The organism is Corynebacterium amycolatum SK46, assembly GCF_000173655.1.
Taxonomy (GTDB): Bacteria; Actinomycetota; Actinomycetes; order Mycobacteriales; family Mycobacteriaceae; genus Corynebacterium; species Corynebacterium amycolatum_A.
This window is the reverse complement of record NZ_ABZU01000001.1, coordinates 377092-401100: the sequence shown is the minus strand read 5'-3', so window position 1 is coordinate 401100 and position 24009 is coordinate 377092. Positions and strand designations below refer to the sequence as shown.

Annotated in this window: 19 protein-coding genes and 1 riboswitch; of the genes, 10 read left to right on the top strand and 9 right to left on the bottom strand. The window is 58.3% G+C overall.

Annotation, left to right across the window (positions count from 1 at the left end; translation table 11 throughout):
- The first annotated feature begins 65 nt into the window (after positions 1-65).
- The 3 genes from CORAM0001_RS01730 (at position 66) to CORAM0001_RS01720 (ending at position 2164) form a co-directional block, all read left to right on the top strand.
- Positions 66-719, top strand: a complete 654-nt coding sequence (locus CORAM0001_RS01730) for a 5-oxoprolinase subunit B family protein (protein ID WP_040360744.1) — start codon at positions 66-68, stop codon at positions 717-719.
- A 17-nt stretch (positions 720-736) separates the two neighbouring features.
- A complete protein-coding gene (locus tag CORAM0001_RS01725; RefSeq protein WP_040360742.1) occupies positions 737-1621 on the top strand; it encodes a 5-oxoprolinase subunit C family protein in 885 nt (294 codons plus the stop codon).
- Between the two features lie 87 nt (positions 1622-1708).
- Positions 1709-2164 carry a GNAT family N-acetyltransferase gene (locus tag CORAM0001_RS01720; protein WP_040360740.1) on the top strand — a complete coding sequence of 152 codons (456 nt, stop codon included), beginning with the start codon at positions 1709-1711 and terminating at the stop codon, positions 2162-2164.
- 34 nt (positions 2165-2198) lie between these two features.
- Here CORAM0001_RS01720 and CORAM0001_RS01715 read toward each other — a convergent pair whose 3' ends face one another.
- On the bottom strand, positions 2199-3674 hold the full coding sequence (locus CORAM0001_RS01715) for an NAD(P)(+) transhydrogenase (Re/Si-specific) subunit beta (protein ID WP_005509672.1): 1476 nt from the start codon (positions 3672-3674) through the stop codon (positions 2199-2201).
- A gap of 6 nt (positions 3675-3680) precedes the next feature.
- Positions 3681-5270 carry a Re/Si-specific NAD(P)(+) transhydrogenase subunit alpha gene (locus CORAM0001_RS01710; protein ID WP_040360739.1) on the bottom strand — a complete coding sequence of 530 codons (1590 nt, stop codon included), beginning with the start codon at positions 5268-5270 and terminating at the stop codon, positions 3681-3683.
- 375 nt (positions 5271-5645) lie between these two features.
- Here CORAM0001_RS01710 and CORAM0001_RS01705 point away from each other — a divergent pair, with 375 nt between their 5' ends.
- The gene (locus tag CORAM0001_RS01705) at positions 5646-6848 is read left to right on the top strand and encodes an alpha/beta hydrolase (protein ID WP_005509738.1); all 1203 of its coding nucleotides are present in this window, start codon (positions 5646-5648) and stop codon (positions 6846-6848) included.
- 6 nt (positions 6849-6854) lie between these two features.
- Here the strand turns inward: CORAM0001_RS01705 and CORAM0001_RS01700 are convergent, their stop codons facing one another.
- The 4 genes from CORAM0001_RS01700 to CORAM0001_RS01685 all read right to left on the bottom strand — a co-directional run bounded on the left by CORAM0001_RS01700 (position 6855) and on the right by CORAM0001_RS01685 (position 11593).
- Positions 6855-7400, bottom strand: a complete 546-nt coding sequence (locus tag CORAM0001_RS01700) for a TetR/AcrR family transcriptional regulator (RefSeq protein ID WP_005509365.1) — start codon at positions 7398-7400, stop codon at positions 6855-6857.
- Positions 7387-8883, bottom strand: a complete 1497-nt coding sequence (locus CORAM0001_RS01695; protein WP_005509503.1) for an MFS transporter — start codon at positions 8881-8883, stop codon at positions 7387-7389. Before CORAM0001_RS01695 ends, CORAM0001_RS01700 begins: the two co-directional genes overlap by 14 nt.
- A gap of 212 nt (positions 8884-9095) precedes the next feature.
- Positions 9096-10943, bottom strand: coding sequence for a hypothetical protein (locus CORAM0001_RS01690; protein WP_005509661.1), 1848 nt, complete (start codon positions 10941-10943; stop codon positions 9096-9098).
- The gene (locus tag CORAM0001_RS01685) at positions 10940-11593 is read right to left on the bottom strand and encodes a hypothetical protein (RefSeq protein WP_100066766.1); all 654 of its coding nucleotides are present in this window, start codon (positions 11591-11593) and stop codon (positions 10940-10942) included. The genes CORAM0001_RS01690 and CORAM0001_RS01685 overlap by 4 nt, the downstream gene beginning before the upstream one ends.
- A gap of 261 nt (positions 11594-11854) precedes the next feature.
- A riboswitch (TPP riboswitch) is annotated at positions 11855-11976 on the top strand.
- On the opposite strand from CORAM0001_RS01685, the gene thiC reads away from it, so the two are divergent.
- From thiC to CORAM0001_RS01670, 3 genes are all read left to right on the top strand, one after another.
- Complete coding sequence (gene thiC / locus CORAM0001_RS01680; protein WP_005509590.1) at positions 11975-13681, top strand: phosphomethylpyrimidine synthase ThiC; 1707 nt, start codon at positions 11975-11977, stop codon at positions 13679-13681. Its footprint overlaps the riboswitch before it by 2 nt.
- A 180-nt stretch (positions 13682-13861) precedes the next feature.
- The gene (locus tag CORAM0001_RS01675) at positions 13862-15046 is read left to right on the top strand and encodes an HtaA protein (RefSeq protein ID WP_244261963.1); all 1185 of its coding nucleotides are present in this window, start codon (positions 13862-13864) and stop codon (positions 15044-15046) included.
- A 151-nt stretch (positions 15047-15197) separates the two neighbouring features.
- Complete coding sequence (locus CORAM0001_RS01670) at positions 15198-16703, top strand: glycosyltransferase family 87 protein (protein WP_244261962.1); 1506 nt, start codon at positions 15198-15200, stop codon at positions 16701-16703.
- A gap of 2 nt (positions 16704-16705) precedes the next feature.
- On the opposite strand, the gene CORAM0001_RS01665 is transcribed toward CORAM0001_RS01670, so the two are convergent.
- Positions 16706-16903 carry a hypothetical protein gene (locus tag CORAM0001_RS01665; RefSeq protein ID WP_005509390.1) on the bottom strand — a complete coding sequence of 66 codons (198 nt, stop codon included), beginning with the start codon at positions 16901-16903 and terminating at the stop codon, positions 16706-16708.
- Positions 16904-17168: 265 nt separating this feature from the next.
- Here CORAM0001_RS01665 and CORAM0001_RS01660 point away from each other — a divergent pair, with 265 nt between their 5' ends.
- The 3 genes from CORAM0001_RS01660 (at position 17169) to CORAM0001_RS01650 (ending at position 21446) form a co-directional block, all read left to right on the top strand.
- Positions 17169-18551 carry a M18 family aminopeptidase gene (locus CORAM0001_RS01660; RefSeq protein ID WP_005509729.1) on the top strand — a complete coding sequence of 461 codons (1383 nt, stop codon included), beginning with the start codon at positions 17169-17171 and terminating at the stop codon, positions 18549-18551.
- A gap of 134 nt (positions 18552-18685) precedes the next feature.
- Entirely contained in the window at positions 18686-20098 is a 1413-nt protein-coding gene (locus CORAM0001_RS01655) for a M20 metallopeptidase family protein (RefSeq protein WP_005509537.1), read from the top strand.
- A gap of 4 nt (positions 20099-20102) precedes the next feature.
- Positions 20103-21446 (top strand): alpha-amylase family protein, encoded by a 1344-nt coding sequence (locus CORAM0001_RS01650; RefSeq protein WP_005509448.1) that lies wholly within the window; start codon positions 20103-20105, stop codon positions 21444-21446.
- Between the two features lie 155 nt (positions 21447-21601).
- Here the strand turns inward: CORAM0001_RS01650 and CORAM0001_RS01645 are convergent, their stop codons facing one another.
- Together CORAM0001_RS01645 and CORAM0001_RS01640 are read right to left on the bottom strand one after the other, a co-directional pair.
- Positions 21602-21799, bottom strand: a complete 198-nt coding sequence (locus tag CORAM0001_RS01645; RefSeq protein WP_005509524.1) for a hypothetical protein — start codon at positions 21797-21799, stop codon at positions 21602-21604.
- An 89-nt stretch (positions 21800-21888) separates the two neighbouring features.
- On the bottom strand, positions 21889-23940 hold the full coding sequence (locus CORAM0001_RS01640) for a DUF2339 domain-containing protein (RefSeq protein ID WP_081451077.1): 2052 nt from the start codon (positions 23938-23940) through the stop codon (positions 21889-21891).
- Between the last annotated feature and the right edge of the window lie 69 nt (positions 23941-24009).

Sequence of the window (24009 nt, the reverse complement as noted above, 5' to 3'; positions counted from 1 at the left end):
ACTCGTACACCGGTCTTATCGACCGCAGTTTTCAACCTCGCAAGAAAGAAAGGATCAGCACCGCCATGGCCGAGATTCGCCCTATGGGAACAAATGCGCTGCTTATCGACTATTCATCATCGGCCAATCCGTTGGCGAAGGTACTTCGTGCACACTCTGCTGCGGCCGAGATCGAGGGACTCGTTGACAGGGTACCTGCAGCTCAAACGCTCCTACTTCGCTTTCGCGGACCGGCGCGTCGCTACCTCGGCGCAGTCGAAACTGCGCTGCGGGGCAACAATACTCAGAGGCAGACCGTCGACAAGCGAAAAACAATGACGATTCCTGTTCACTATGACGGCGCGGACCTTGAGTCCTTGGCACAAAGCCTTGGGATGAGCCCTCAAGCGTTAATTGATTGGCACTGCGAGCGCCCGTGGACGGCCGCGTTCGGTGGATTCGCGCCGGGCTTTTATTACATGGTGCGTGGGAGCGGTCAGGGGTGGCCAGAGCCGCTTGATATTCCTCGCCTTACGACGCCGCGCACTCGAGTTCCCAAGGGCTCTGTCGGACTTGCAGGCCAATTCGCAGGTGTGTATCCCATCGATTCGCCCGGTGGCTGGCAGCTCTTGGGGCATACAGATGTGGAGATGTGGGACTTAAATCGGCCTAATCCGGCGCTGCTTGAGCCCGGGACTGAGGTGCAATTTGAAGCGACTTCTACGGTGAGTGCGGCGTAGAAAAGGGTGCGGAAGAGATGAAGAATTCTATCCAGATTATTCGACCCGGTATTTTGACGACGATTCAGGATTTGGGCCGTGCAGGGCAAGGCAGCCTGGGCGTGAGTACCTCCGGTGCGTTCGACCGCGAGTCCGCGGCAGCTGCTAACAGGATGGTTGTCAACGAAGAAAGCCTGGCGGTGCTCGAATGCGTCGTCGGTGGGTTGGAGTTCCAAGTAGCGGAGGGAGCAATCATCTCCTTTGCAGGAGCTCACGGTGAGGTGACTGTCGAGCAGGATGGCAAGGTCATCAAGACCTCGATGAATAGCCGAATTGTGGTCGGGGCGAAGGCAATTGTGCGGCTTGGTACCTTCGATGCCGGTCTTCGCGGGTATGTCGCGATTCGAGGAGGTATCGATGTCGCGGAAGTGCTGGGCTCGCGGTCATACGATACGCTCGGCAAGCTCGGCCCAACGCCTTTGCAGGCCGGTCAGGTCTTGCAGGTCGGCGACCCGGAGTATTCGACGGGGTCGTCAATCGCAATTTATCCCGCGCCTCATTGGTCGAGCGAGACTGCGCGCCTAGATGTTGTTCCTGGCCCTAGGGCGGACTGGTTTACGTCGGAAAGCGTCAGTGATTTCTTTCACAAGACATGGACCGTGACGCAAGAGGCCAACCGCGTCGGGCTTCGGCTGAGTGGGACTACTCTTGAGCGCCAGGTCACCCATGAGTTGGCAAGCGAGGGAATGGTTCCCGGTGCGATACAAGTGCCCGCATCGGGGCAGCCGATTATTTTCGGTCCTGATCATCCGGCGACGGGTGGATATCCGGTCATTGGTGTGCTGACGGAGCCGTCATTGTCGAGAGCCGGGCAATTGGTGCCCGGTGCGAAGGTACAATTCCGCCGGGTGCGGGCGGCATAGGTCTGCGGCGTCATTCTGCGCGATGGTGCGCCACTACGTTTGCCAGCTATCAGCGTCACACAGCTCTTCGCAGTAAAATCAGCCACCATGATTGAACGCGCTTCCTTTTCCGATCTCAGCGTGACCGATGCTTACGCCATCTCTGCACTGCGCACCGACGTGTTCTACCTAGAGCAATCCTGCGCTGAGCCGGAAATGGACTGGCGCGACTTAGAAGACACCGCGGAGCACTATTTCATCCGCGACGCCAATGACTCCCGCAAGATTATTGCGTACTTGCGTGTGATTGACACGCTCGATGAGTTTTCGTCGAGCTACCCGCGCACAATCGGCCGCGTTGTCGTCGATGCTGCGGCTCGCGGCACAGGACTGTCGTCACAGCTACTGCGGCAGGTCATTGCAGACCACCCGAATACCGGGCTGGTTTTGCATGCTCAGACCCAGGCGAAGGGTGTTTACGCAAAAGCCGGCTTCCATGAGGTCGGGGAGACCTTCATGGAAGCCGGCATTGAGCACATCACGATGGTGCGTGACGCAGCATAGGTAATGACTGCCGAGGCGCTGCTTATTCGAAGTGCTAAGCGTTGACCTTCGAATCCGACAGGATGCGGTTCAGGGAATCGATGCTGGCCTTCGCATCACCGATGAGCATGTCAGTGTTCTCGTTGAAGAACAGTGGGTTCTGGACGCCCGAGTAACCTGACCCCATCGAACGCTTCAAAACAATCACACGCTCAGATTCCCACACCTTCAGCACCGGCATGCCCGCAATCGGAGAGCCCGGCTGTTCCGCCATCGGGTTGACGGTGTCATTTGCGCCGATGACCAGAGTGACGTCCACATCGGCGAAGTCGTCGTTGACCTCGTCGAGTTCCAGCACGATGTCGTACGGAACCTTGGCTTCGGCCAGCAGCACATTCATGTGACCCGGCAGGCGGCCGGCGACTGGGTGGATACCGAATACCACTTCCTTACCGTCGGCACGCAAGTTGCGTACCAGATCGGCGACGGCGTACTGAGCCTGTGCCACAGCCATACCGTAGCCCGGAGCAATGAGAATCTTGTCCGCGTTGCGCAGGATTTCTGCGGTGTCCTCGTGGTTGACCTCAGTGTGGGAGCCTTCCACAGCGCTTGCCGACGTAGCTTCGGAGCCAAAGCCGCCCAGAATAACGTTGGCGAAGGATCGGTTCATGGCCTCACACATGATGTAGGACAGGTAGGCGCCGGAGGAACCGACCAGTGCACCGGTGATGATGAGCAGTGGGTTGCCAAGCATGAGGCCGGTGAAAGCAGCGGCCCAACCGGAGTAGGAGTTCATGATGGACACGACGACCGGCATGTCGCCACCGCCGATAGCGATGACCAAGTGCCAGCCCAAGAACAGGCCCAAGGCAGTAACTCCGACCATGCAGGCCCATGCGACGGCTCCACCGTTGGTACCGGTTGCGATGAAGACAGCCAGGAGAACCAGAGTGACCACCAGGATGGCAATGTTCAGAGCGTTGCGGCCCGGCAGCAGCAGCGGCGAGCCCTTGATCTTCTCGGAGAGCTTCAGGCCGGCGACGATGGAGCCAGTGAAGGTCACGGCACCGATGAAGACACCGATGTAGACCTCACCCAGGTGGAACTTCTGAGCATCGGCGGTGACATCTTCGGCGAAGATGTAGGAGTTGAAGCCGATGAAGATGGCCCCGAGGCCGACCAGACCGTTGAACAGTGCAATTAGCTGCGGCATGCCAGTCATGGCGACGCTGCGAGCGCGAGTGATGCCGATGACACCACCGATGCCGATAGCGACAGCGATGAGGATCAGAGTGGCCAGCGGAGAGAGGTGAGTGTCCGGCTTGGTGTCAGCGGTGACCAGTGCCTGGAAGATGGCAATGACAACGGCGACAGCCATACCAGCAATACCGAAGGCGTTTCCGCGGCGAGCGGTCTCCGGCTTGGACAGGCCCGAGAGGGCAGCGAGGAACAGGACGGCGGCGACAATGTAGCCGACGTTGGACAGGCGGTAGGTCCAGTCCAGAAGCGAAGCAGTATCAATGCTAGCCATTAGACTTTATGCCTCCTCTTTCACAAACATGCCAAGCATGCGGTCGGTGACGGCGAAACCGCCGAAGATATTGATGGAGCTGACCACGATGGCCGCGAACGCGAGACCGGAAACCAACAGGTTGGAGCTTCCCACCTGGAGAATCGCACCCACCAGAACAATGCCGGAAATCGCGTTGGTCTCAGACATCAGCGGTGTGTGCAGGCGCGGCGTGACCGCGGAGATCACGTAGAAGCCAAGCACGATAGCCAAAGTGAGAACCATGAAGTTGGCGCTCACGCTGTGCGGTGCGCTGAGCATAACCACAATTGCCAGCAGTGCCGTCAGGCCCAGAGCAATCTTCGAGCCCATGCCCGATCCCATGAAGGAAACCTTCTCCGGCGCACTCTCTTCTAATGCGGCCTGGTGAGCCTGCTGCTCCTGCAGCGGGGCAGCAGGGGTGACAGCGACCTTGATTGGCGGTGGTGGCCAGAGAATCTCAGCTCCGGTAGAGCCGGCGCCATTCTGTGGGCGAGCCTTTGTCACCGTGATGCCACGGATAATCTCGTCCTCGAGATTGAGAACCGGAGAGCCATCCTTTTCTGGCGTAATCAGCTTGAACAGGTTGAAGATGTTCTGGCCGTACAGCGACGATGCCTGCGCGGGCAGACGTCCTGCAAGGTCGGTGTAACCGATGATGGTCACACCGTTGTCCGTGACAATGGTCTTGCCTGGAACCGTCATCTCGCAGTTACCACCACCGGCGGCAGCCATATCGACGATGACGCTGCCTGGCTTCATAGCTGCAACATCGGCAGCAGTCAGCAGCAGTGGAGAGCGACGACCCGGGATATTCGCGGTGGTGATGACAATGTCAGCCTGGGCGGACTGCTCGGAGTAGAGCTTCGCGGCAGCGGCAGCCTGATCATTGGTCATTTCCTTGGCGTAGCCATCTTCGGACTTCTCGGTCGCGGCCGGAATCGGGATGAACTCCGCACCCATCGATTCGACTTGCTCACCGGCTTCAGGGCGCAGGTCTGTTGCCTTGACAATCGCGCCCATCGAGTTGGCCGTACCAATCGCCGCAAGTCCGCCGACACCAGCGCCGATGACGTAAACGGTAGCTGGTGGCATCTTGCCTGCGGCAGTCACCTGACCAGTGAAAAGGCGACCATATGCAGAAGCCGCTTCGACAACTGCGCGGTAGCCGCCGATGTTGGCCATCGACGACAGCACGTCCATCGACTGTGCCCTGGAAATGCGGGGAACTGCATCCATAGCAAGGGCAGTGATGTTGCGTTGCGCGAGCTCTTCGACCAGTTCTTCGTTTCGGCCTGGCGCAAGTCGGCTAATCAGCATGGCACCGTCGTTAAGCAGTGCACGGAACTGCTCCGGCGGAGTGTCGAGCGTTACGACGATATCGCTGTGCCAGACGGACTCGTCGACAATGGTGGCACCGGCGGATTCGTAGTCCGCGTCGGTGAACTTAGCAGCCATGCCAGCGTTAGCCTGCACGGCGACCTCGTAGCCAAGCTTGACGAGTTTGCCGACGGTCTCCGGGGTCGCAGCCACAATTGTTTGCTGGGGATCGGGTTCTAAGGGGATGCCGATTCTCATTGTGGGAGTTCTTTTCTGTTCGGGGGTTTTATTAAGGGCCATGCGCACTCGATTGTCGGTTAACAGTGAGTGTGGGTGTGGCCGCTTTCTCCTTGGTGTCAATAAGGTATGCGCTGGTAGGGAGGCAGCGGAGGCGTTTGCGGAAAAAGATAATAAAAATATGTGGGTAACGGTGGTGAGGTGGGTTTTCTGAATTTGCGCGCTCTTGCAGAGAGGGTAGGAAATGGGGGTGGAGGTGTTAATTTTGGGCGAGAGTGAACATTTCTAGCGCCCTGGATGATTGTTTGAGGGGTGAAATATGGGGGAGGGTATTTCTATCTTTACGTATTAGGTAGATTCGTATTCCTAGGTTCTTGGTAAGAGTTAAGGAAAACGATGATTGGTTCACTAAGTGCCGCCGGAAAGACCGTGCCGGCATCCCGTCAAGGGTGGGCGCGCACGTTCTCGAAGGTGGTTGCTCTCTCGCTCGCAGCCGGTGTAGTTCTCGGCGGACAGGTGCCAGCGCAGGCGGCACCGCGCATTGGTCAGCTACCGGACATCACTGCACGTGAAAGCGCCATCGACTATCAGAATTCGGAAATCGTGGACAAAATTGGCGGTGGCCTGGTGGATGTAATGGGTGGCGCCAACCGCGGCACCTCCGGCGGTGAAAGTGGCCATATTACTGAGCCGTTCGCGTCAGAAGCGGGGCAGCTGCGCAAGGAGTTCGGAGCGATGGGCTCCCACCCAGTTGCCGCAACCCGTGAAGCTATGCCATGTGATGGTGTCGTCTACACCATCTACAACCGCGTACTGCGGGACCTCCACGGTGTCCACGGCACCACCGGTTGCTATGACGTATTGCCTGAATCGGCCAACGCCTCCCCAGTTGGCGCACAGCTTATCTACCCGGCGGATATTGACTCCATGGAGTCCGCGCCGCTGATGGTTCTGAGCCCTGGCATTGGTACTGAGCCAGGTATGTACGACGCGCAAGCGCGACTCTATGCAAGCCACGGATATGTCGTGGCTCTTGGCTACAACTTCACCAACTGGTTCGCGCCACAGATGGTGCTGGCAGCTTCAGTTGCTGCAGCGGCCAATGAGGACGAGTCCACGCCACTTGCAGGCAAGATCGATTTCTCCCGCACGATGCTGGTCGGGCACTCTGCAGGTGGCGGCTCTGCGATCTTCCTGAACAACAGGATGGATAAGGCCTTCCAGGCTGCGGGTATCGATATGGTCACCCGTGGGCTGGTCGCCATCAACCCAGGGCCTTCCGACGCTGGACTGATTTCCACCCCGCCGGAGATTCCGAGCCTAGTTGCCATTGCGGAACATGAGGACATCGTTCCTCTTGATGCGGATCGACGTGGTTACCGCGATGCTGCAGGGCCTGCCTGGGAGGCGGTAGTCACCGGTTCCTACCACGGCACCTACCTGGATGATCCGTCCAAGAATGTGCTCGGCTCGCTGGTGTTGTCCTTTAGTGAGTATGTGCTCGATGGAACGAATCGAGCAAAGGCTGTCTATGAGGGCGCTAACTATGGCTTGGCTGCTGACTCCGAGCTCAAGGATGTTCAGCGCAAGGGCGTCTAGAGCTGGCTACTCCATTGACTCTGGAATCAGCTTTGCCGCAGTCTCGGCAATTGCCATACGCTGCGCTTTCGTGAGCTGATTGCCGTTGAGGTAGTCGTTGGCCCAGAGTCCATCGGAAATCATTTGGACAACGTAGGCCATGCAGGCATCCTCGTTGGTGGCGATCTGTTCTACCGGTGGATTCCATCGGCGCAAAAGGCGCGTCCAAATCTCGCGCAGCTCCGGGTTGGTGGCAGAGTCGATGGACATAAGTAGCTCAGCCCTCGTTGCGGTATCCAGCGAGACTTGGAGGTTCGCGCGTAAGCGGTTGGCGGGGGATACCTCCTCCGCAGGTCCGCCGGCGGCTTCGATAAGCTCCTCCTCCCATAACTGCGCCATGTGCTCATGGACGCTGCGAATCATGTCTTCGCGGGAGGGGAAGTGGTAAATCAACCCTGATTTACTCATTCCGCATTGAGTTGCGACATTTTCGTAGGTGACCTCGGAAAAACCGCTTGTCTCGATAATCTCAACGATTGTGTCGAGGATGGCAGTGCGCTTACTCGTGCGCATATTCAGTCTCCTTCGGGTTGCCGCGGAATGTCACCGCAGTCGCAATCGCTGCGATGACAGCAACGATAGCCAGGATAATCAAAATGGCCAGGTAGGAACTGTCGAGGCCTGCGCGGGCGCCGTCGTTAAGCGCTGGCGTGTGAAGCGCATCGGTGAGCGAGATAGTGGCGTCGACAGGCGTGAACAGGGCGTAGAACATGGGTAGGAGACTGCCTGTGATTGCGACGGTGATCAGTGTGCCAAATTCGTAGGACACGGATTCCATCGCCGCCGCCATACCTGCCTTTGACCTCGGGGCTGAGCCGATAATCGCGGTCGACGACACCGACATCACAGAACCTGCGCCGGCGCCGAGAAGTATCAATCCCGCAATCATGAGCGGGAAATTGCCCGAAGAAACGCCGTAGTACATGCCTGCCAGACCGACGGCGTTGAGGAGGAAGCCGCCGGTGATGAGTGTGCGGAAACCCACTCGATGCAGCACCATGCCGCCGATGACACCAACTGGCAAGGAGGCCAGTGCCGCGGTGGCAACTAGCAAGCCCGCGTCGAGTGGTGCGTATCCCACGGAAATCTGGAAGCGCTGCGTCGTCATCAATTCGGCGCCTGCCAGGACAAACATGGCAAGCGCGGCTGCCAGCACGCCACCGGAAAACATCGGCGAACGGAAGACCGAAAAGTCGATGAGGGGTTCGGTAAGGCGTGCCTGACGACGCTGAAACAGTACCGCGCCCACTAGCCCACAGGCGATAGCTGCGACGATGACGGTGGAGGAGCGATGGCCAGCGAGTTCCTTGATGAGCGAAACCAGACCCAGCATGGCCAACATCGCGTAGAGGCTGGTGAGAAAATCCCAGCGCTTGGCCGCGTTGGGCTGATTCGGTGGAGCGAAAATCAGCGTGCCAATGATTGCGAAAACTGCGACAGGGATGTTGATAAGGAAGATTGAGCCCCACCAAAAGTGCTCTAATAGGAAACCGCCGACGACGGGGCCAGCGGCAGCGCCCAGTGTTGCTGTGGCTGACCAAATGCCAATAGCTGTGGCAAGTTCACGAGGGTGGTGGAAGGTCTCACGTAGTAGTGCGAGGGTGGCCGGCATCATGGTCGCGGCGCCCAGTCCTAGGCAGCCGCGGGCGATGACCAGCGCCCAGGCGTGCGGCGCAAAGGCCGCGGCCAGGGAAGAGAAGCCAAAAATTGTCAGGCCCACAAGAAACATCTTGCGGTGACCGATGCGGTCGCCCAGGGTGCCTGTGCCGAGGAGGAGTGCGGAGATCACCAGTGGGTAGGCATTGATGATCCATAGACCCTCCAACTCGGTTGTGTGGAGCTGCTCGCGCAGAACCGGCAGGGCAGTGTAGAGCACCGAGTTATCTATGCCGATGAGTAGTAGGCCGGCGCTGATGATAGCGAGGAAGACCCACCTATGGGTGACTGGAGTGGGCGGATTAGCCCTAGTGGAAGCGGCGTGGTCGGTACTTGACATTCCAGTAACTGTAACGAACGTTCGGTTTAGTTACAACTTTTGGAGAAGCGGCGAATTAGTCCCAAAACTACGAGAAAAGTGAGCCAATCCCGCCCAAGGAGCCGGTGAAAAAGTGTCTAAGTTGAAGGCGTTGTTGAGGTACGAATTCACGGACGCCGTTCAATCTCCCCGTGGCGCCCGAGCGGGTAAGGATCAGCTTGGACGCGCTGATTTTACGCTCGGACGTTGTGCCCAATCACCGCCGGGATAGTAATTGGCGCATCTCCGAAAAGCTCCTTCTGGTATTCGTTCTGCTCGAAAGCGCCGGCATCGTTATCCCTGATGGTGGCAACATTTGTCAGCTTGCGTGCCGACGGTGCGGAGTCCTTTTGGAGCAGTCCGCCACGGTTACCCGCAGTGGTGGCCGCGAAAGCCCCTGTACCACGGTTTCCAGCAGCGGTGCCCGCGGTTCCGCCAGCTGCACCCGTAGTTCCGGTAGCAGTGCTGTTGCGCGCGCTGATTAGAGAATTCATCAATCCACTTCCGCGCTGTGCGGGGCTATTCGAGGCGTTTGGCAAGGCAGAACCCGCGACCCCGGCACCCAAGCCGGTTCCCATCCCACGACCTGCTGTTGGCGTTGGCATACGACCGGGACTCGAAGTCGGAAGTCCCGAGGCCGGCGGACGGGGGTTTGCGTTTCCATAAGAAGGCAGTGCCGGGATATTGCCTGCTGGCGTAAGCCCCGCAGTGCGTCCTGCACCGAGGGAGCCAGCTGGCCGGTTGCCGTGAACTCCGTAAGACGAAACTCCTTGCGGTGATGTGTGTTGAAGTGGGGCGCCCGCTCCCGAAGGGGCGACCATGGTCGGATTCGCCGCGTTCGGTTGAGCCATGGCTGATGTACCGGTCGGGGATGTTGACGAGATTGTGGAGCTCGTTGGGCTGCCAGGTGATGCGGAGTGCACAGGGGTAGCAGACGGATTGGTGGGGCTCGACAAAGTCGAAGTGCTCGGTTGAACCTGCGAAGGAGCGGAAGCACTCGCGGCTGTGGATTGCGGTGTTGGAGAATCCGGAACAGTTGAGGTGGCGCCAACTGGTGCGCTGGCGGCATGCATGCTTCCAGTCATCCCCGCAGGCGAAAGACCGAACTGACTAGTTCCAGAACGCCCGGCGACTGTGGCTCCAACGGAAACCTCGGCAGTCACACCACTTCCCGCATCGGCAGATACCAGGTTCGGAATTCGGGGAATAGCTGTCTGTAGCTGTGCGGTATACGGACCAGAGAGAAAGGCCGCTACCTCGGCCTGCTCAAAAGCCTTTTGCGCGCCAGGGTTTGGGAGTGCCTTGGACTCGGCCTCAATCGCCGATAGTGCATTGACAGCCATCGCCTTCACGGACGGCAAAACGGCAAGGTGTCCGGCCATGACCTCAGATGCGGTGGCGATGCTGGTTGCGCGTGCGGCCAGACCTTTCATTGTGGAGTCAGCAGCAGAGAAGACCGCACCGCTGTTGCTCGACACCAAGCCAGATGAGATGGAGGTTAGATTGCTGGCCAACGTGGTCATAGTTTCGGCGAAGTTGTTCCAGTAGGCGATTGCCTCGGCTACGGCACCGTCGTTTGTCGAGGAAAACATGGATAGTAGGGACTTCGCATCGAGACCGAGTTCCGCAGAAAGTGTGACTGGCGCGAAAGTTAGACTTCCAGCTTCAAACATTGGCCGACGCTGAAATACACCGCTTGTTCGCGCTACTTCAGCAAGAGAAGCGCCGTCACCATTGAACGGGTTAATGCTTCGAAGAATCCGGTTCATCGTGGATTCGTGCTCAGTGATCACGCGGCGGAAGTCAGCGAGATTCGTTTGTGCCCACGTGAGCTGTTTGCCCAGAGACAGTCCGACGGCGGCAGAGCTTCCCGAACTGCCGGAAATTGCGAGACTGTGTTCTGTCGCCACCAGCTGGAGTGACGGAACCTGTGAGTAGCCGGCCAAGTTGGGCTGGATATGGATGGCATTATTTGCCAGCAAATTCGTGGAATGGAACTTCTGAATTGCAGAGTCGATTGTTGGAATTACGGCATGCATCATGATTCTTCCCCCAAGTAATCAATTAACAGCTCATTTACGGGAGCGCACCGTCGGTGTTGTGGGTCAGGGCTATCTTGTCCTGTTGTGTCGATAACGAATCCGAGAGCCCCTTGTTCTGTTTCGACAGAGGCGATACAGGCAGAGCTTCCGAGTGGATTGATTTGAGTGAATGTCACCCAATTGAAAATCCCTTCGTGATGGGCCAAAGGCTCGGCACTGTATCGCTCGAGTTGCGAGTGAGCGACCGCGGCGTGCCAGATGCTCAACAGGCCGGAAGTGGCGGATTCGATAACGCAGCCAATCTGCTTATTTCCTTCGATTCGGCCCTCCATGTACGTCTGCTCCCGGAACCCCAGCCTGTCTAAACGCCCCATAATCTCAGGGTCGTCACACGGATTGGTCAGGACGAATTCGGGTGCGTCGTAGTTGTAGTGCCCATCGGGGCCAAGTGGAGCATCACCGGGCTTCGGCGGATTGTTGGGTGGAAGCACACCCGCAGGTAACGTCACGCCCGAGTCAGTAGTGATAGCTGTCGCATTGTCGCCGGCAGGTTGAATATCCTCGCCGGAGGTCGTAGTCGATGCGCAACTAGTCCCCGTTATTCCCCATAGAAGTGCTGACAGTAGGGCGGCAGTAGTCGCCTTTTTCAATTTTCCCTCCCCAAAGAATTTGTGTGAGAAAGATATAACACTGCGATCACAATCGCGCTTGTTGAGAAGCCGAAAAAATAGACCGACTGTGGATAACTTTTTAGGGGTGTGGACAACGCGGTCGCCATGCAAAACAGCGCCGCTGCACAGCCACAACCTGCACTTTTGGGGTGCATTCTCCGTGCCGTCGTTAAGCGTTGATGGCAATCGTGGGCGTAATGACCGAAGTAATCTGAACGATTGGTTAGACTATGAGGCGCATTACAAAACCACGGGAGTGCCAACCGAATTTCCGGCACTGAGAGGACGCTAGGGATCGAGCGTCGACCGGACGAACCTGAATCTGGGTAATACCAGCGTAGGAAAGGGATGTGTTGCTTCATGGCCGCACGTGTATCTGTATCCGCTCCGCCAAAAGAGGGAGAGGTTACAACTGGTCCGATTTACCGCAGCAACAAGCATTACGGCGAGGTTGCGTTCAGCAATGATTTCGGTGAGGCGAACCTGCGCATTCCAGTTCGTCGGATCAATCTGACGGACGGCACTCACTTCGATGCGTACGACACCTCGGGTATTTACACCGAGGAAAACCCGAAGCTGAATTTGAAGGAGGGGTTGGCTAAGACTCGTGACTCGTGGCCGAAGGCTCCGGCAGTGCCGGCGGTTGCGGGTTCTGAGGAGGCTCCGAAGGTCAAGACGCAGCTGGCATGGGCTCGTGCGGGAATTGTCACCCCGGAGATGGCTTTCATCGCCGCTCGTGAAAATGTGGATCCGGAGATTGTGCGGGAAGAGGTCGCTGCGGGGCGTGCGGTGATTCCGGCCAACCACAAGCACCCGGAGACTGAGCCGATGATTATTGGCAAGCGCTTTGCCACGAAGATCAACGCCAACATCGGCAACTCGGCCGTGACTTCGTCCATCTCTGAAGAGGTGGAGAAGATGGTGTGGGCAACCCGTTGGGGCGCGGACACCATCATGGATTTGTCTACTGGTAAGGACATTCACGAAACCCGCGAGTGGATTCTGCGTAACTCCCCGGTGCCGGTTGGTACGGTGCCGATCTACCAGGCGCTGGAGAAGGTCAAGGGTGACCCGGCCAAGCTGACCTGGGAAATCTACCGCGAAACCATCATTGAGCAGTGTGAACAGGGCGTGGACTACATGACCGTTCACGCGGGTGTGCTGCTGCGCTATGTGCCGCTGGCCGCCAACCGCGTGACGGGCATTGTCTCCCGCGGTGGTTCGATTATGGCCGCATGGTGCCTCGCGCATCACCAGGAGAGTTTCCTCTACACCCGCTTCGCTGAGCTATGCGACATTCTGGCGCAGTACGATGTCACGTTCTCCCTCGGTGACGGCCTGCGTCCGGGCTCTATTGCCGACGCCAACGATGAGGCCCAGCTGGCTGAGCTGCGCACCCTCGGCGAGCTGACCAAGATCGCTAAGTCCCGTGGCTGTCAGGTCATGATTGAAGGCCCGGGCCACGTTCCGATGCACAAGATTGCCGACAACGTGAAGTGGGAAGAGGAGTGGTGTGAGGAAGCACCGTTCTACACCCTCGGCCCGCTGGCAACCGATATCGCGCCGGGCTATGACCACATCACGTCGGCTATCGGTGCGGCAATCATTGCGCAGGCTGGCACCGCCATGCTCTGCTACGTCACGCCGAAGGAGCACCTGGGTCTGCCGAACCGCGACGACGTCAAAGTCGGCGTGATTACTTACAAGATTTCCGCGCACGCCGCTGACCTGGCAAAGGGCCTGCCGCGCGCTCAGGAGCGTGACGACGCGCTGTCGAAGGCCCGCTTCGAGTTCCGTTGGCATGACCAGTTTGCACTGGCTCTGGATCCGGACACTGCGCTGGATTACCACGATGAGACCCTGCCTGCAGAGCCGGCAAAGACCGCGCATTTCTGTTCCATGTGTGGACCGAAGTTCTGCTCCATGCGTATTTCCAAGGACGTACAGGACTACGCGAAGGAACACGGCCTGGACTCCGTTGAAGCGATCGAGGCCGGCATGGCTGAGAAGTCTCAGGAGTTCGCTGATCAGGGTAGCCGGGTCTACCTGCCGATTACTGCGGAGTAGTGGATTGTCTCAGAAGCTTCTGAAGTAAGCCGCGGTCGAGCTCTATTGGGCTGGCCGCGGTCTTCTTTTGGTCTGACCTATTTCTGCCGACTTCAGTGTTGAGCCTCAAACGGGGGTGGGTAAGGCGCACCTTAATAAAGGCGTTAGGCAAACCTAAGTAGTCGGATGTACATTGCTTGTATGCACAGCCTGAGGTTCCTGACTTTCGATATTTCCCACCGCCATCTAGCGGGTGCTCGCGAAACTCGCCGTTTATTCAGCTCTGAATCATCCACGGTTGGAAAAGGCGTTCGTCGACCGGTGGGGCGGAGTGCGCGCAGAGCTGCTACTGCGGTTTCGCTGTCCGGCGCCATGGTCCTTTCGGCGTTTGTGTCCCCGGCAATGGCTGAAACTGCGAAGCCAATCGTGCCGGACGATTTTCCCAATGTGATTAATCCAGCGGAGAACTTCCAGCCGCAGGATTCGCAGTATGTCGAATCCCCGGAAGTTACTGTCACTTTTGAGGACGGCACACCAGCTGAAGGTGCCACAGTTCATCGCGGCGATGTTCTCATTGTTCGCGGCAGGGGTTTTAATCCGTCGGCCAACCGTGGTGGTTACCCGCTTCCAATTCCTCCGGGTGTGCCCAATGGTGTTTACGTTCTCTACAGTGCGTTCCCGGACTCGTGGAAGCCGAGTGAATGTGCTCCGTCCTCGTCGCGGAAACATCCGCACGACAACATTGCCTGGGTCACGCCGGCTGGAACTCTCGAGGCGATACCGAACCAGGGCGTCGACATGCGGCGTTCTATCGCTCGTCAGGCTACCCCGATGGCAGATGACGGCAGTTTTGCGGCTCGCATTGTTGTTGACCCGCCAGAGACTCCAGCTGGTGATAACTGGGGCATTTACGTCTACCCGGCAGCCGGCTCGATTAATGAGGCCGAGGAAATCTACATCCCGTTGAATTATTCGGATGCTCCGGGCAAGAATGCTCCGGCTCCCTCGAGCGAGGATTTAGTAATTTCTGTGCCTGCGCTGGAGAAAGTGTTTGGCGCACTGGGCGGTGGTGTTACTGCCAAGAACGGTGCCCTAGAGCCTGAGGACGGTGTCGTTTCATTCACCCGCGACAATGACAACAGCGATGCCGAAGGGGAGAGCTACCGCGGAGAAATTCACATCACCGCGAAGTTCAGTCTGGTTCACGTGGTCGTCCGTAATCCTCGCATTGAGGAAGGCCCGACCGGAAAGATTATTACGGCAGAGGTCTCGCAGGGCTACGATGTCGGTCCGGATGAGATGGAGCGTATGCCCATTGCCGCTGTGGTCGACAGCGATGGAGATCAGCTGATCACGACCATCGGCACTATTTCACAGTTCCGGTAGTCCCTCCGACCATCACTGCCGCCAACTGTCGTCTACCTGGCACTTCGTTCCAAGTAAGCCGTCATACCTTGCGGGTTCTTGCGGGTTGTAACCACTGCCGTATTGGAATCACTACATTAGATAGAGGCGCTTACCAGCGATGAGGAGGAACGTGGGACGGCATAGTCGGGCAGAAGGACCGGTGTCACAGGATGGGGCATCGTCACAGGCTGCGGAGTCGCAACGTGCTGTTGCGGAGTCTCCGCCACGGGCCTCGCGAAAAGTGCGGGCTCGCAAAACCCGTCAGGCCCCTGCGCTGACGCAATCGCCTGTGATGAGCTGGCCTCTTATGCTGGTCTCGCTGCTCGGTGGTCTTGCCTCGCTGTTGGCCTGGAATGGTCGTACTCAGCCGGACGATTGGGCTTCGCTCTGGGTAGGCGGGCTACTTATGGACAGGGGGCTTGAGTCCCATCTCTATGACGCCGATTCAATCGATTTCACCGCCATGAGTGGAGAGGTCTGGCCACGCCTGGCGCAGGAAGTGTCTGCGCCATTTACGCATCCCTTTGTGCAAAACCCTTTGTTTGCAAAAGCTCTGGGAACGATATCCCACGTCATGAGCTTTGAAACCTCGGTTGCTTGGTTGCTGTTTCTCTCTGGAATGGCCGTTGTGGTCCTCGTCGCAGCTTCCTACCACCTGTGGTTTCGGTCCACCATGCCCTGGGGCATCGCAGCGCTGGTTACCGCCTGCGTATGCGCTCTGCCGACCACTATTAATTCGTTCTGGATCGGTCAGACGACACCGCTGATTGTCGCGGGCGTCGCCTATGGTCTTGCCGCCTCGCGCACTCGTCCTTGGCTTGCGGGCATCGTGCTCGGCATCGTCGCATCCATTAAATTGACTCCGTATGCGCTCATCGCCGTCATGCTCTTTTTCGCTTATCGACGGCGCGCAGCCCTCTGGTCGCTGGCCACCACGGCGGTACTGGCGGTCTGGATGTTTATCCGCATTGACATGCCGGTTATTTCCGACTGGATTGACCGAATCCGCGACATTGGTGATTCGGTCTTGGTCGGTGGTGCGAATCAGTCGTTGGCATCGACTTTAGCCACAGACCTGGGCAAACCTGATTTATTAGTAACAGTGGTTCGTGATTATCCGAGTCACGTGAGAATGATTCCACTGTGTATTGCGCTTGGCGTGGTGTTGATGGTCACGGCAGTTGCGTGGTGGAACCCGGTCTACCGGTTTGAATTTCTGATTACCGGCGCGTGGCTTGTTGCAGCCACATTCTCATCGATTCTTTGGACCCACTACATGTTGATGCTGGTCACATCTGTGTTCGGTTTGGCTGCCATGGCGCGGACCCGATTGACCAGACAGTGGCCGTATATCGGTATTGCGTTGCTAGTGGTCCTGCTGACGTTCCCTGTGACAAACCCGATTGCTGCTACGCCGTATACCGGCGGATTTGTGTACTCGGGGATTACTGCGATGCTCTTGACGCTGGCATTGATGCTAGTTGTTGGTGGCTGCCACGCGTTTGCGGTACATCGGTACGGCGATGGTGATGCAGGCGAGGTTGGAGCTGGTTTGGGCAGTGATTTAGCTGCCGCGGAGACGTTGAAACTTCCTCAGCCAGAGCCAATGGTTCTGTTCGACTTGAGGAAGCGCTAGATTTAGCGGCTCAGCATGGAGACGATGTCACGGGCAGACATGTCGCTGTAGATCTCATTCCGGGCGCGCTTAACCTGGTGGCCGAAGTGGACTGCATTAGCGTCACTGCTGGTGTCGCGGGTAAGAGCTTCGCGCAGCGGCTGAGAGAAAAAGGCGCGCTTGGTAGTGAAAGAACGGGGGAACAGGTTTTCAAGGCTCACGGTATAAACCCTTTCTGTGGTCGGAATCCGGTCGGGACTCCGGTTTGAGAGTTTCTGTATTCAAATGGTTTTCTTTGATGCGGTAGCCACTATATGTCTGAATATGCCCGATATCGAGTTAAAACGGGCAAAAGTGACTAAGTGGATACCGTTCCCAACATGAAAGCTGCATCACACAATGGCCCGGCTTAATGCTCGGTCACGGTCAGTTGTGGGGCTCCAATACAATGAAATGCGGAATCAAATGTGAAGTAGGAGTTTGGTTATGGCTATTTCTTCGACGCCCACCCCTGAGTCCCCGGATTCGGCGGATACCTCGGAAGTGGCATCACGCAGCGTTCCGGCGGCAGCGCTTAGTCACGTTGAGGATTTAATTGATTTTGTGGCTGCGTCGCCAAGCTCATTTCATGCGGCACAACAGGTCGTTGACCGTCTGAGTGCGGCCGGTGCCACGGTCGTCGACGAGCACGAACAGTGGCCAAGTAAACCCGGTGCCTACGTCCTGCGTCGCGATGGCGCTGCCGTTGCTTGGATCGTTCCGGAGACGTCGGCTACCGATTTCACCGGTTTCCGTATTGTGGGTTCCCACACGGATTCTCCCGGATTTCGTGTGAAGCCCAACGCGCGCGCCTCGGCCACAGGCTATGCGCAGGTCGCTGTGGAGGTCTACGGCGGCGCGTTGTTGGGAAGCTGGACCGACCGCGAAATCGAGTTCGCGGGTCGGGTAATTGATAAAAACGGCAATGAGCACCTTGCTCGCACCGGCCCGGTCGCGCGCATCCCGCAGTTGGCTATCCACCTCAATCGTGCGGTTAACGAAGAGGGGTTGAAGCTCCACAAGCAGAATCACACTGCACCGATCATCGGACTGGATGCCTTCGGCACCGATGTGCACCAGGTCATCGCCGATGCTGCGGGCCTTCCTATCGACGACATCGTCGCCTGGGACCTCATTTCCTTCGACACCCAGCAGCCGCGCACCTTCGGTGCTCACGATGAGTTCCTGGCTTCTGGTCGACTCGACAACCTGCTCAGTGTCCACTCCTCCCTGGTCGCCTTCGAGACCTTGCTCCGTCAAAACTGGAGCACGTCAACCACCATCCCCGTCATGGTCGCTTTCGACCACGAGGAAGTCGGGTCCGCCTCCACCACGGGCGCTGCAGGGCCACTGCTTGCCGACGTTCTGTCCCGCATCGCAGCGGCCACAGGCGCTGACCTGGAACGCACCCAGCAGCTCTACCGCGGTTCCCTCTGTCTCTCTGCCGACGGCGCACACGGTGTGCACCCGAACTATGCAGGCGAACACGAGCCGGGGCACCAGCCGGAACTCAATGCCGGCCCGGTGGTGAAGATCAATGCCAACCAGCGCTACGCCACCACGGCGGCCGGTCAGGCCGAGGTTGTCCGAATCGCAGCGGAAACCTCCAAGCGCATTGGTCAGGAAGTGCCAGTGCAGTATTTTGTCTCTGCGAACCATAAGCCATGTGGCTCCACTATCGGCCCAATCACTGCAACGCGACTGGGCATCGACACCATCGATATCGGAGCTGCGATGGTCTCCATGCACTCGGCGCGTGAGATGTGCGGCACGATTGATCCATGGTGGTTGGCCGAACTCACCGTGGATTTCTGGGGTGCCGGAAATTAGCAGCTCGCTGGCAGCGCTTAAGTCACCTCTAGCAGGGGAGATGTCGGGGCGCTGGGGCCGTCGTGAAGCAAAATTGGTGAGAGAATTTCCGTAGCTGCTCGTCGTGGAGCCTATTTTCTGTCATGCTATGAACCATGACTGATGCTAACGACACCCTGCCGTCGCACCGCCTTGAAGTACCTATCGAAGAGGCGGTGGCATGGCGTCGCCAACTGCACCAGAATCCGGAGCTGAGCTTCCGGGAGTACAAGACCTCGGACATGATTGAGGATCTGCTCAATCAATGGGACATCCCGACGTACCGGTTGACCCCGACTTCCGTAATTGGCGTCATCGAGGGAACAGCAGGCGACCCCAGCACTGGCCGTGTGATCGGCTACCGCGCGGATATTGACGCGCTGCCGATTCAGGAGGAAACGGGACTGCCGTACGCCTCGCGCACGTCAGGTGTGATGCACGCCTGTGGTCATGATGTGCACACGGCGATGCTGCTGGGCACGGCGAAGGTACTCTCTGGAATGCGCGATCAGCTGCACGGCAAGGTGCTGTGTATCTTCCAGCACGCCGAAGAAATGCTGCCGGGCGGTGCTCGTGAGCTGGTCGACAAGGGTGCCGCCGATGACTTGGATGAGGTCTATGCCTTCCACGTTGCGCCGCATCCGGTGGGGCATGTGGGAATCTGCGCTGGGCGAGTGACAACCATGTCGGGCATCGTCTCAATCGCGATTCGTGGCCGTGGCGGTCATTCCTCGAACCCGCAGCTGTCGATTGACCCGGTGCTCATCGCCAGTGAGGTGACTCTCATGCTGAACACGATTGTCTCCCGTGATGTGGATCCGAAGCACATGAACATCGTCAACGTCGGTTCACTGCACTCAGGTGAGGCCGGCAACGTGATCCCGGATACGGCCAACCTGGAAGTGTCCATCCGCTCGGTGGATGAGGCCGACTGGGAGATTGTCTGCCAGCGTATCGAGGCCGTCGTCAACGGCGTCTGCCAAGCTCACGGCGCACAGGCGACTTTTGACTGGCAGATTCCGTACCCGATGGTGGTCAACGCCGACATTGCAGTTAATCGTGCTTGGCATGCGGCGACGAAGGCGGTGGGTAACTCCAAGGTGTTCGCCGCCGATCCGTGGGCTCCTTCGGATGATTTCTCCTATTTTTCCCGTGAAGCGCCGGGCTGTTACATGTTCCTCGGCACCGGTGGCCCGGAAGCGGGTAATCCCTTCTTTCTCCACAATTCCAAGTTTAAAATTGTGGAGAGAGCCATGGTCAATGGCATGCGCACGGAAATCCAAATCGCGCTCGACGCACTGAACCCGTCGAAGAATCATCCGCCGGAGCGCCCTGCTACATCTCCGACCATGCCCGCAGCAGGTTCCGTGCCTCCACGGCCGCGGAAGGCAGGCCTTGGCACGCCGCAGTCGCATGCGGGCCAGGCGCGGGCGTCGTCAAGCGAATCGGCGAGGGAGACCTCACCGAGTCCTGAGGCGGCGGCATCAGATAATTCCAATCAGCCTCAGGCACCTAGAGAGGATGCATAGGACAATGTCCACGACCCCCAACGCCCCTGGTAAGACGCTCGCTGCCGCCGCACCTGAGTGGTCGAAGTGGGCGATTGGATGGCACGTCTATCCACTGGGGTTTGTGGGAGCGCCCATCCGTGAGAAGGATCGAGGCGCCGCGCCGGTCAATCGAATTCGCAAACTGATTGACTGGCTTCCGTACGTCCAGGAGCTCGGGCTCAACGTGCTGCAGCTGGCGCCAGTATTCGAGTCGACTAGCCACGGCTACGATACCGAGGACTACTACCGCATTGACTCGCGCCTGGGTACCGAAGAGGACATGAAGGCTGTCATCGAAGCTGCCCATGAGCGCGGCATCAAAGTGCTTTTCGACGGCGTCTTCAACCACATCGGATCAGAGGCGCCCGCGCTGAAGACTGCGAAGGAAAACCCTGACTCTGAAGAAGCGCAGCTTTTTGCTTTTACGCACTCAGCTGGCAACATGACCGCGCCGGTGTTTGAGGGCCATGAGAGTTTGGTCGAATTCGATCACACCAGTGACGCGACTGTTGATTTTGTCGTCAACGTGATGAATTACTGGCTGGCGCGGGGGATTGATGGCTGGCGACTGGATGCGGCCTACGCAGTGGATCCACAGTTTTGGCACAAGGTTTTGCCGCGAGTGCGTGCTGAGCACCCGCACGCCTTTATCTACGGCGAGGTCATCCACGGTGACTATGCGGAGATTGTGTCGGTGTCCGGCATGGACTCGGTGACGGAGTACGAGCTGTGGAAAGCGACCTGGTCTGCGCTGAAGGAGGAAAACTTTTTCGAGTTGGACTGGACTCTGAAGCGCCATAACACCTTCGCGGAGTCTTTTGTGCCGGTGACGTTTGTGGGAAACCACGATGTTTCACGCATTGCGACGCAGGTAGGGGCCGACAAGGCCGTGCTGGCGGCAACTGTGCTGTTTACCGTGGCCGGTGTGCCGCTGGTCTACTACGGCGACGAACAGGGCTATACCGGTCTCAAAGAGGAACGCATCGGTGGTGACGACCAGATTCGTCCAGTGTTCCCGGATTGCCCGGAGGAACTCTCTACGCTTGGCGCGGATCTGTATCGCGCTTACCAGCAGCTCGTTGCGGTGCGACGCCGCTTCCCATGGCTGCACTCCGCTCGCGTGGAGACTGATGAATTGCGTAATGGTTTTCTTCGCTACCGCGTGACCGCGACTGACGCGGCGCTCGTGGACGATGCTGCCGGAGCCTCGGGTGAGGTTGGAGCTTCCGGCGAGATGCCCTCGCTCGTTGTCGAACTGAACCTGGAAAACGGCGCAACCAGCGCGGTGATCCGTGATGGCGACCACGTGGAATTTGAGTTTTCCTAGGCTCTCATCGCGGCTCTAGGCTGCCCCGGAGAACCAAAACCGCCCGGACACCATGTCCGGGCGGTAATTCTTTCGTGCCCCATCGGTGAGTGGGCACAAGGGGTAGTGACTGCGCTTATGTTTGCTAGCTAACCCTGTTTTCGCAGATGCAGTGATTACATCTCTGCGGTCTCAGCAGGAGTCATCTCGTCGGAGGATGCCGGAGTGGTGGCCTTCTGCTCGAAGGTCTCCGACGGGGTGGCCTGGTCACCGACCTTCACGTCAGAGTCAACCTGATTCGGGGGAGAGCAAGCGACCAGGGCTGCTGCGGCAATGGCGGATGCGGCGATAGCGCCGACGATGCGGTTACGCATGGATGTGGCTCCTCTGTCGGAAAAACAATAGCTACTAGGGGCTAATGAACTTTTCTCACATTATCTTAAAGCAATATCTTAGAGGAATCTTAACGGCTTGCGGGAACCAAGGGGCCAATCGCCCCCGCGCCGATGCATAGCGTTGCCCCCGGAGTCGCCTTTTCCACATCGACATGGAGAGTATTTCCGCCACCGTTGAGGTACACATAGCGCGGTCGTAGATCATTGTTCATCTTCACGACTGTGGAACCACCGCGGGTTTGCTCTTCGGTCTCGAAAGGATTGGGGAGTGACAGGCGCACATCCATGTCCTCAGAGGCGGTGGCCGGGAACTCAAGCACCCAGTCACCGAGTTTGATGATGTTCTCCAACTTGATGTCCTCCGAGGCAGTGCCGTCCTCGCCAACTGTGATGCGATGGCCACACTGCTCGACAGGGCCATCGGTGACACGGGTGATCTCGGAGACCTTGGCGTCGATAAGCGAACCGTCTGTATTGAACATGCGCGGGTGTCCGGTGACGCGCTCAAACGGAGGGCGATCGGAGACCGCATCAAACACCCGCGAGTACATGTTCATCGGAGCGGCGACGGGCACGAGGATTTCGAAGGGGACGGGCTGGTCGATGAGGTTGTAGTCGATCGCCTTGTCAGGGCCAGCGGCATCGGCCTCCTCGCGCAGCGCGGACAGCGACGCCTTGGTGTTGCCGATCCACTCCATTGCGATGTCATCAGACCAGGCATTGCGGTAAGTGACCACGGAAATCGTGGAGGTGACAGCCAGCGCGATGCCCAGCGACCAAATCAGAATGTGCGTACGAGCCGGTAGCAGCGCTGGTGCCTCGTCCTTCGGTGGGAGTCCAGCCAGGGAGATCGCGACGCAGATTACGATCACGAGCGCGACATCAGAGTAGTAGTGCAAAGTGTGCGCCAGCACGCCAGAGGTGTTCTCTCCCGAGCGGAACAGAGTGATGGCGAACAAGGTGGTGAACATGTACGCCACCGATAGCGTCCACGGAGCCCAGCCACGGTAATCGCGGCCGATGAGGGTGGCAGACAGAATCAACAGGATAATGCCGCCGAGAGTAATCAGCTGAGACGAAGCGGAGGCAAACGGCTGTCCCGGAGCCCAGCGTTCCCAGCTTGTTGGTCCGCCGATGATGCCGGCAAAAATCTGGCCGAGGCCGTTGAAGAACAGTTCGGGCTGTAGCTTGTCGGAAATGAATCCGGTGGTTTCGGCGGGGCCGAAGTAGTACCACAGTGCCCAGGCGCCGGTCAGCAGCATCGATGGGATCCAGATGACGAGGCCACGGCGGAGAACCTGCAGGATATTTCTGCGCTCCATGTAAGCCAACGTGATGACAACCAGCATGGAAATCGGTGCGATAGCCAGGGACTTCTCAAAGAACCCGAGCGCCACTGCCAGCAGCGCGAACAGGCCTACGGCTTCCCACAGGCGGGGGCCGAAAGAACGGCGCATAGTGGTGCGAATGGCGACAATCATGAAGATCACGAATGCCAGGTGGAACGGCTGGGAATTGGCCGCGGCCGACCACCAGGTATCTCCCGGAAGCATCAGCGGTGTCCAGGCGACGACCGTGATGAGGAAGAGCGACACCAGCGTGCGGCCAGTGAGAAGCTCAAAGAGTTTCGCTGTGGCGTATGTCAGCACTACCGACATCACGGCCATGGTGGTAGCCGGTAGCCACCAGTTCCACGGCGCGATGAGGTGATAGAGGCCTTGCGCCAAGAAGGCCAGTGGGGCAAGGTGCCCGTCGTGATCCTGAAGCAGGTAGTCCTTGCTCAGCAGTGGGGTGTCGTAAAGGTGGCCAATAATGATGAAGTCATCCCAGTAAAAACCATGGCTAGTCAGCACCAGAATGCGAGCGACAAGCTGTATCGCAATAACAACTCCGATGAGTGGCCACCACTGCTTCGCAGACAGGTCAAGTCTCTCGCCCCACGTCAATGTGGGCATGTAGTATGGGCGAGAACTTTCCTGCTCAGCGGTGTTGTCAGCACCAGGGGCCTCGGCAGTTTTCACTGCGGAATCCGCGGCTGTCCCCTCATCGCCGACTGTCGGCGTATGAGGGGTTTGGGCAGTTGGGGTATCTCCTGTAGATGACCGCTCGGCTTTAGTCATGGTTCCTTATGTTATCTAGGCCATCTGCTGGGCGCGGTAGGGTAGGCAAAAGTTAGTGCTTAGGGCGTG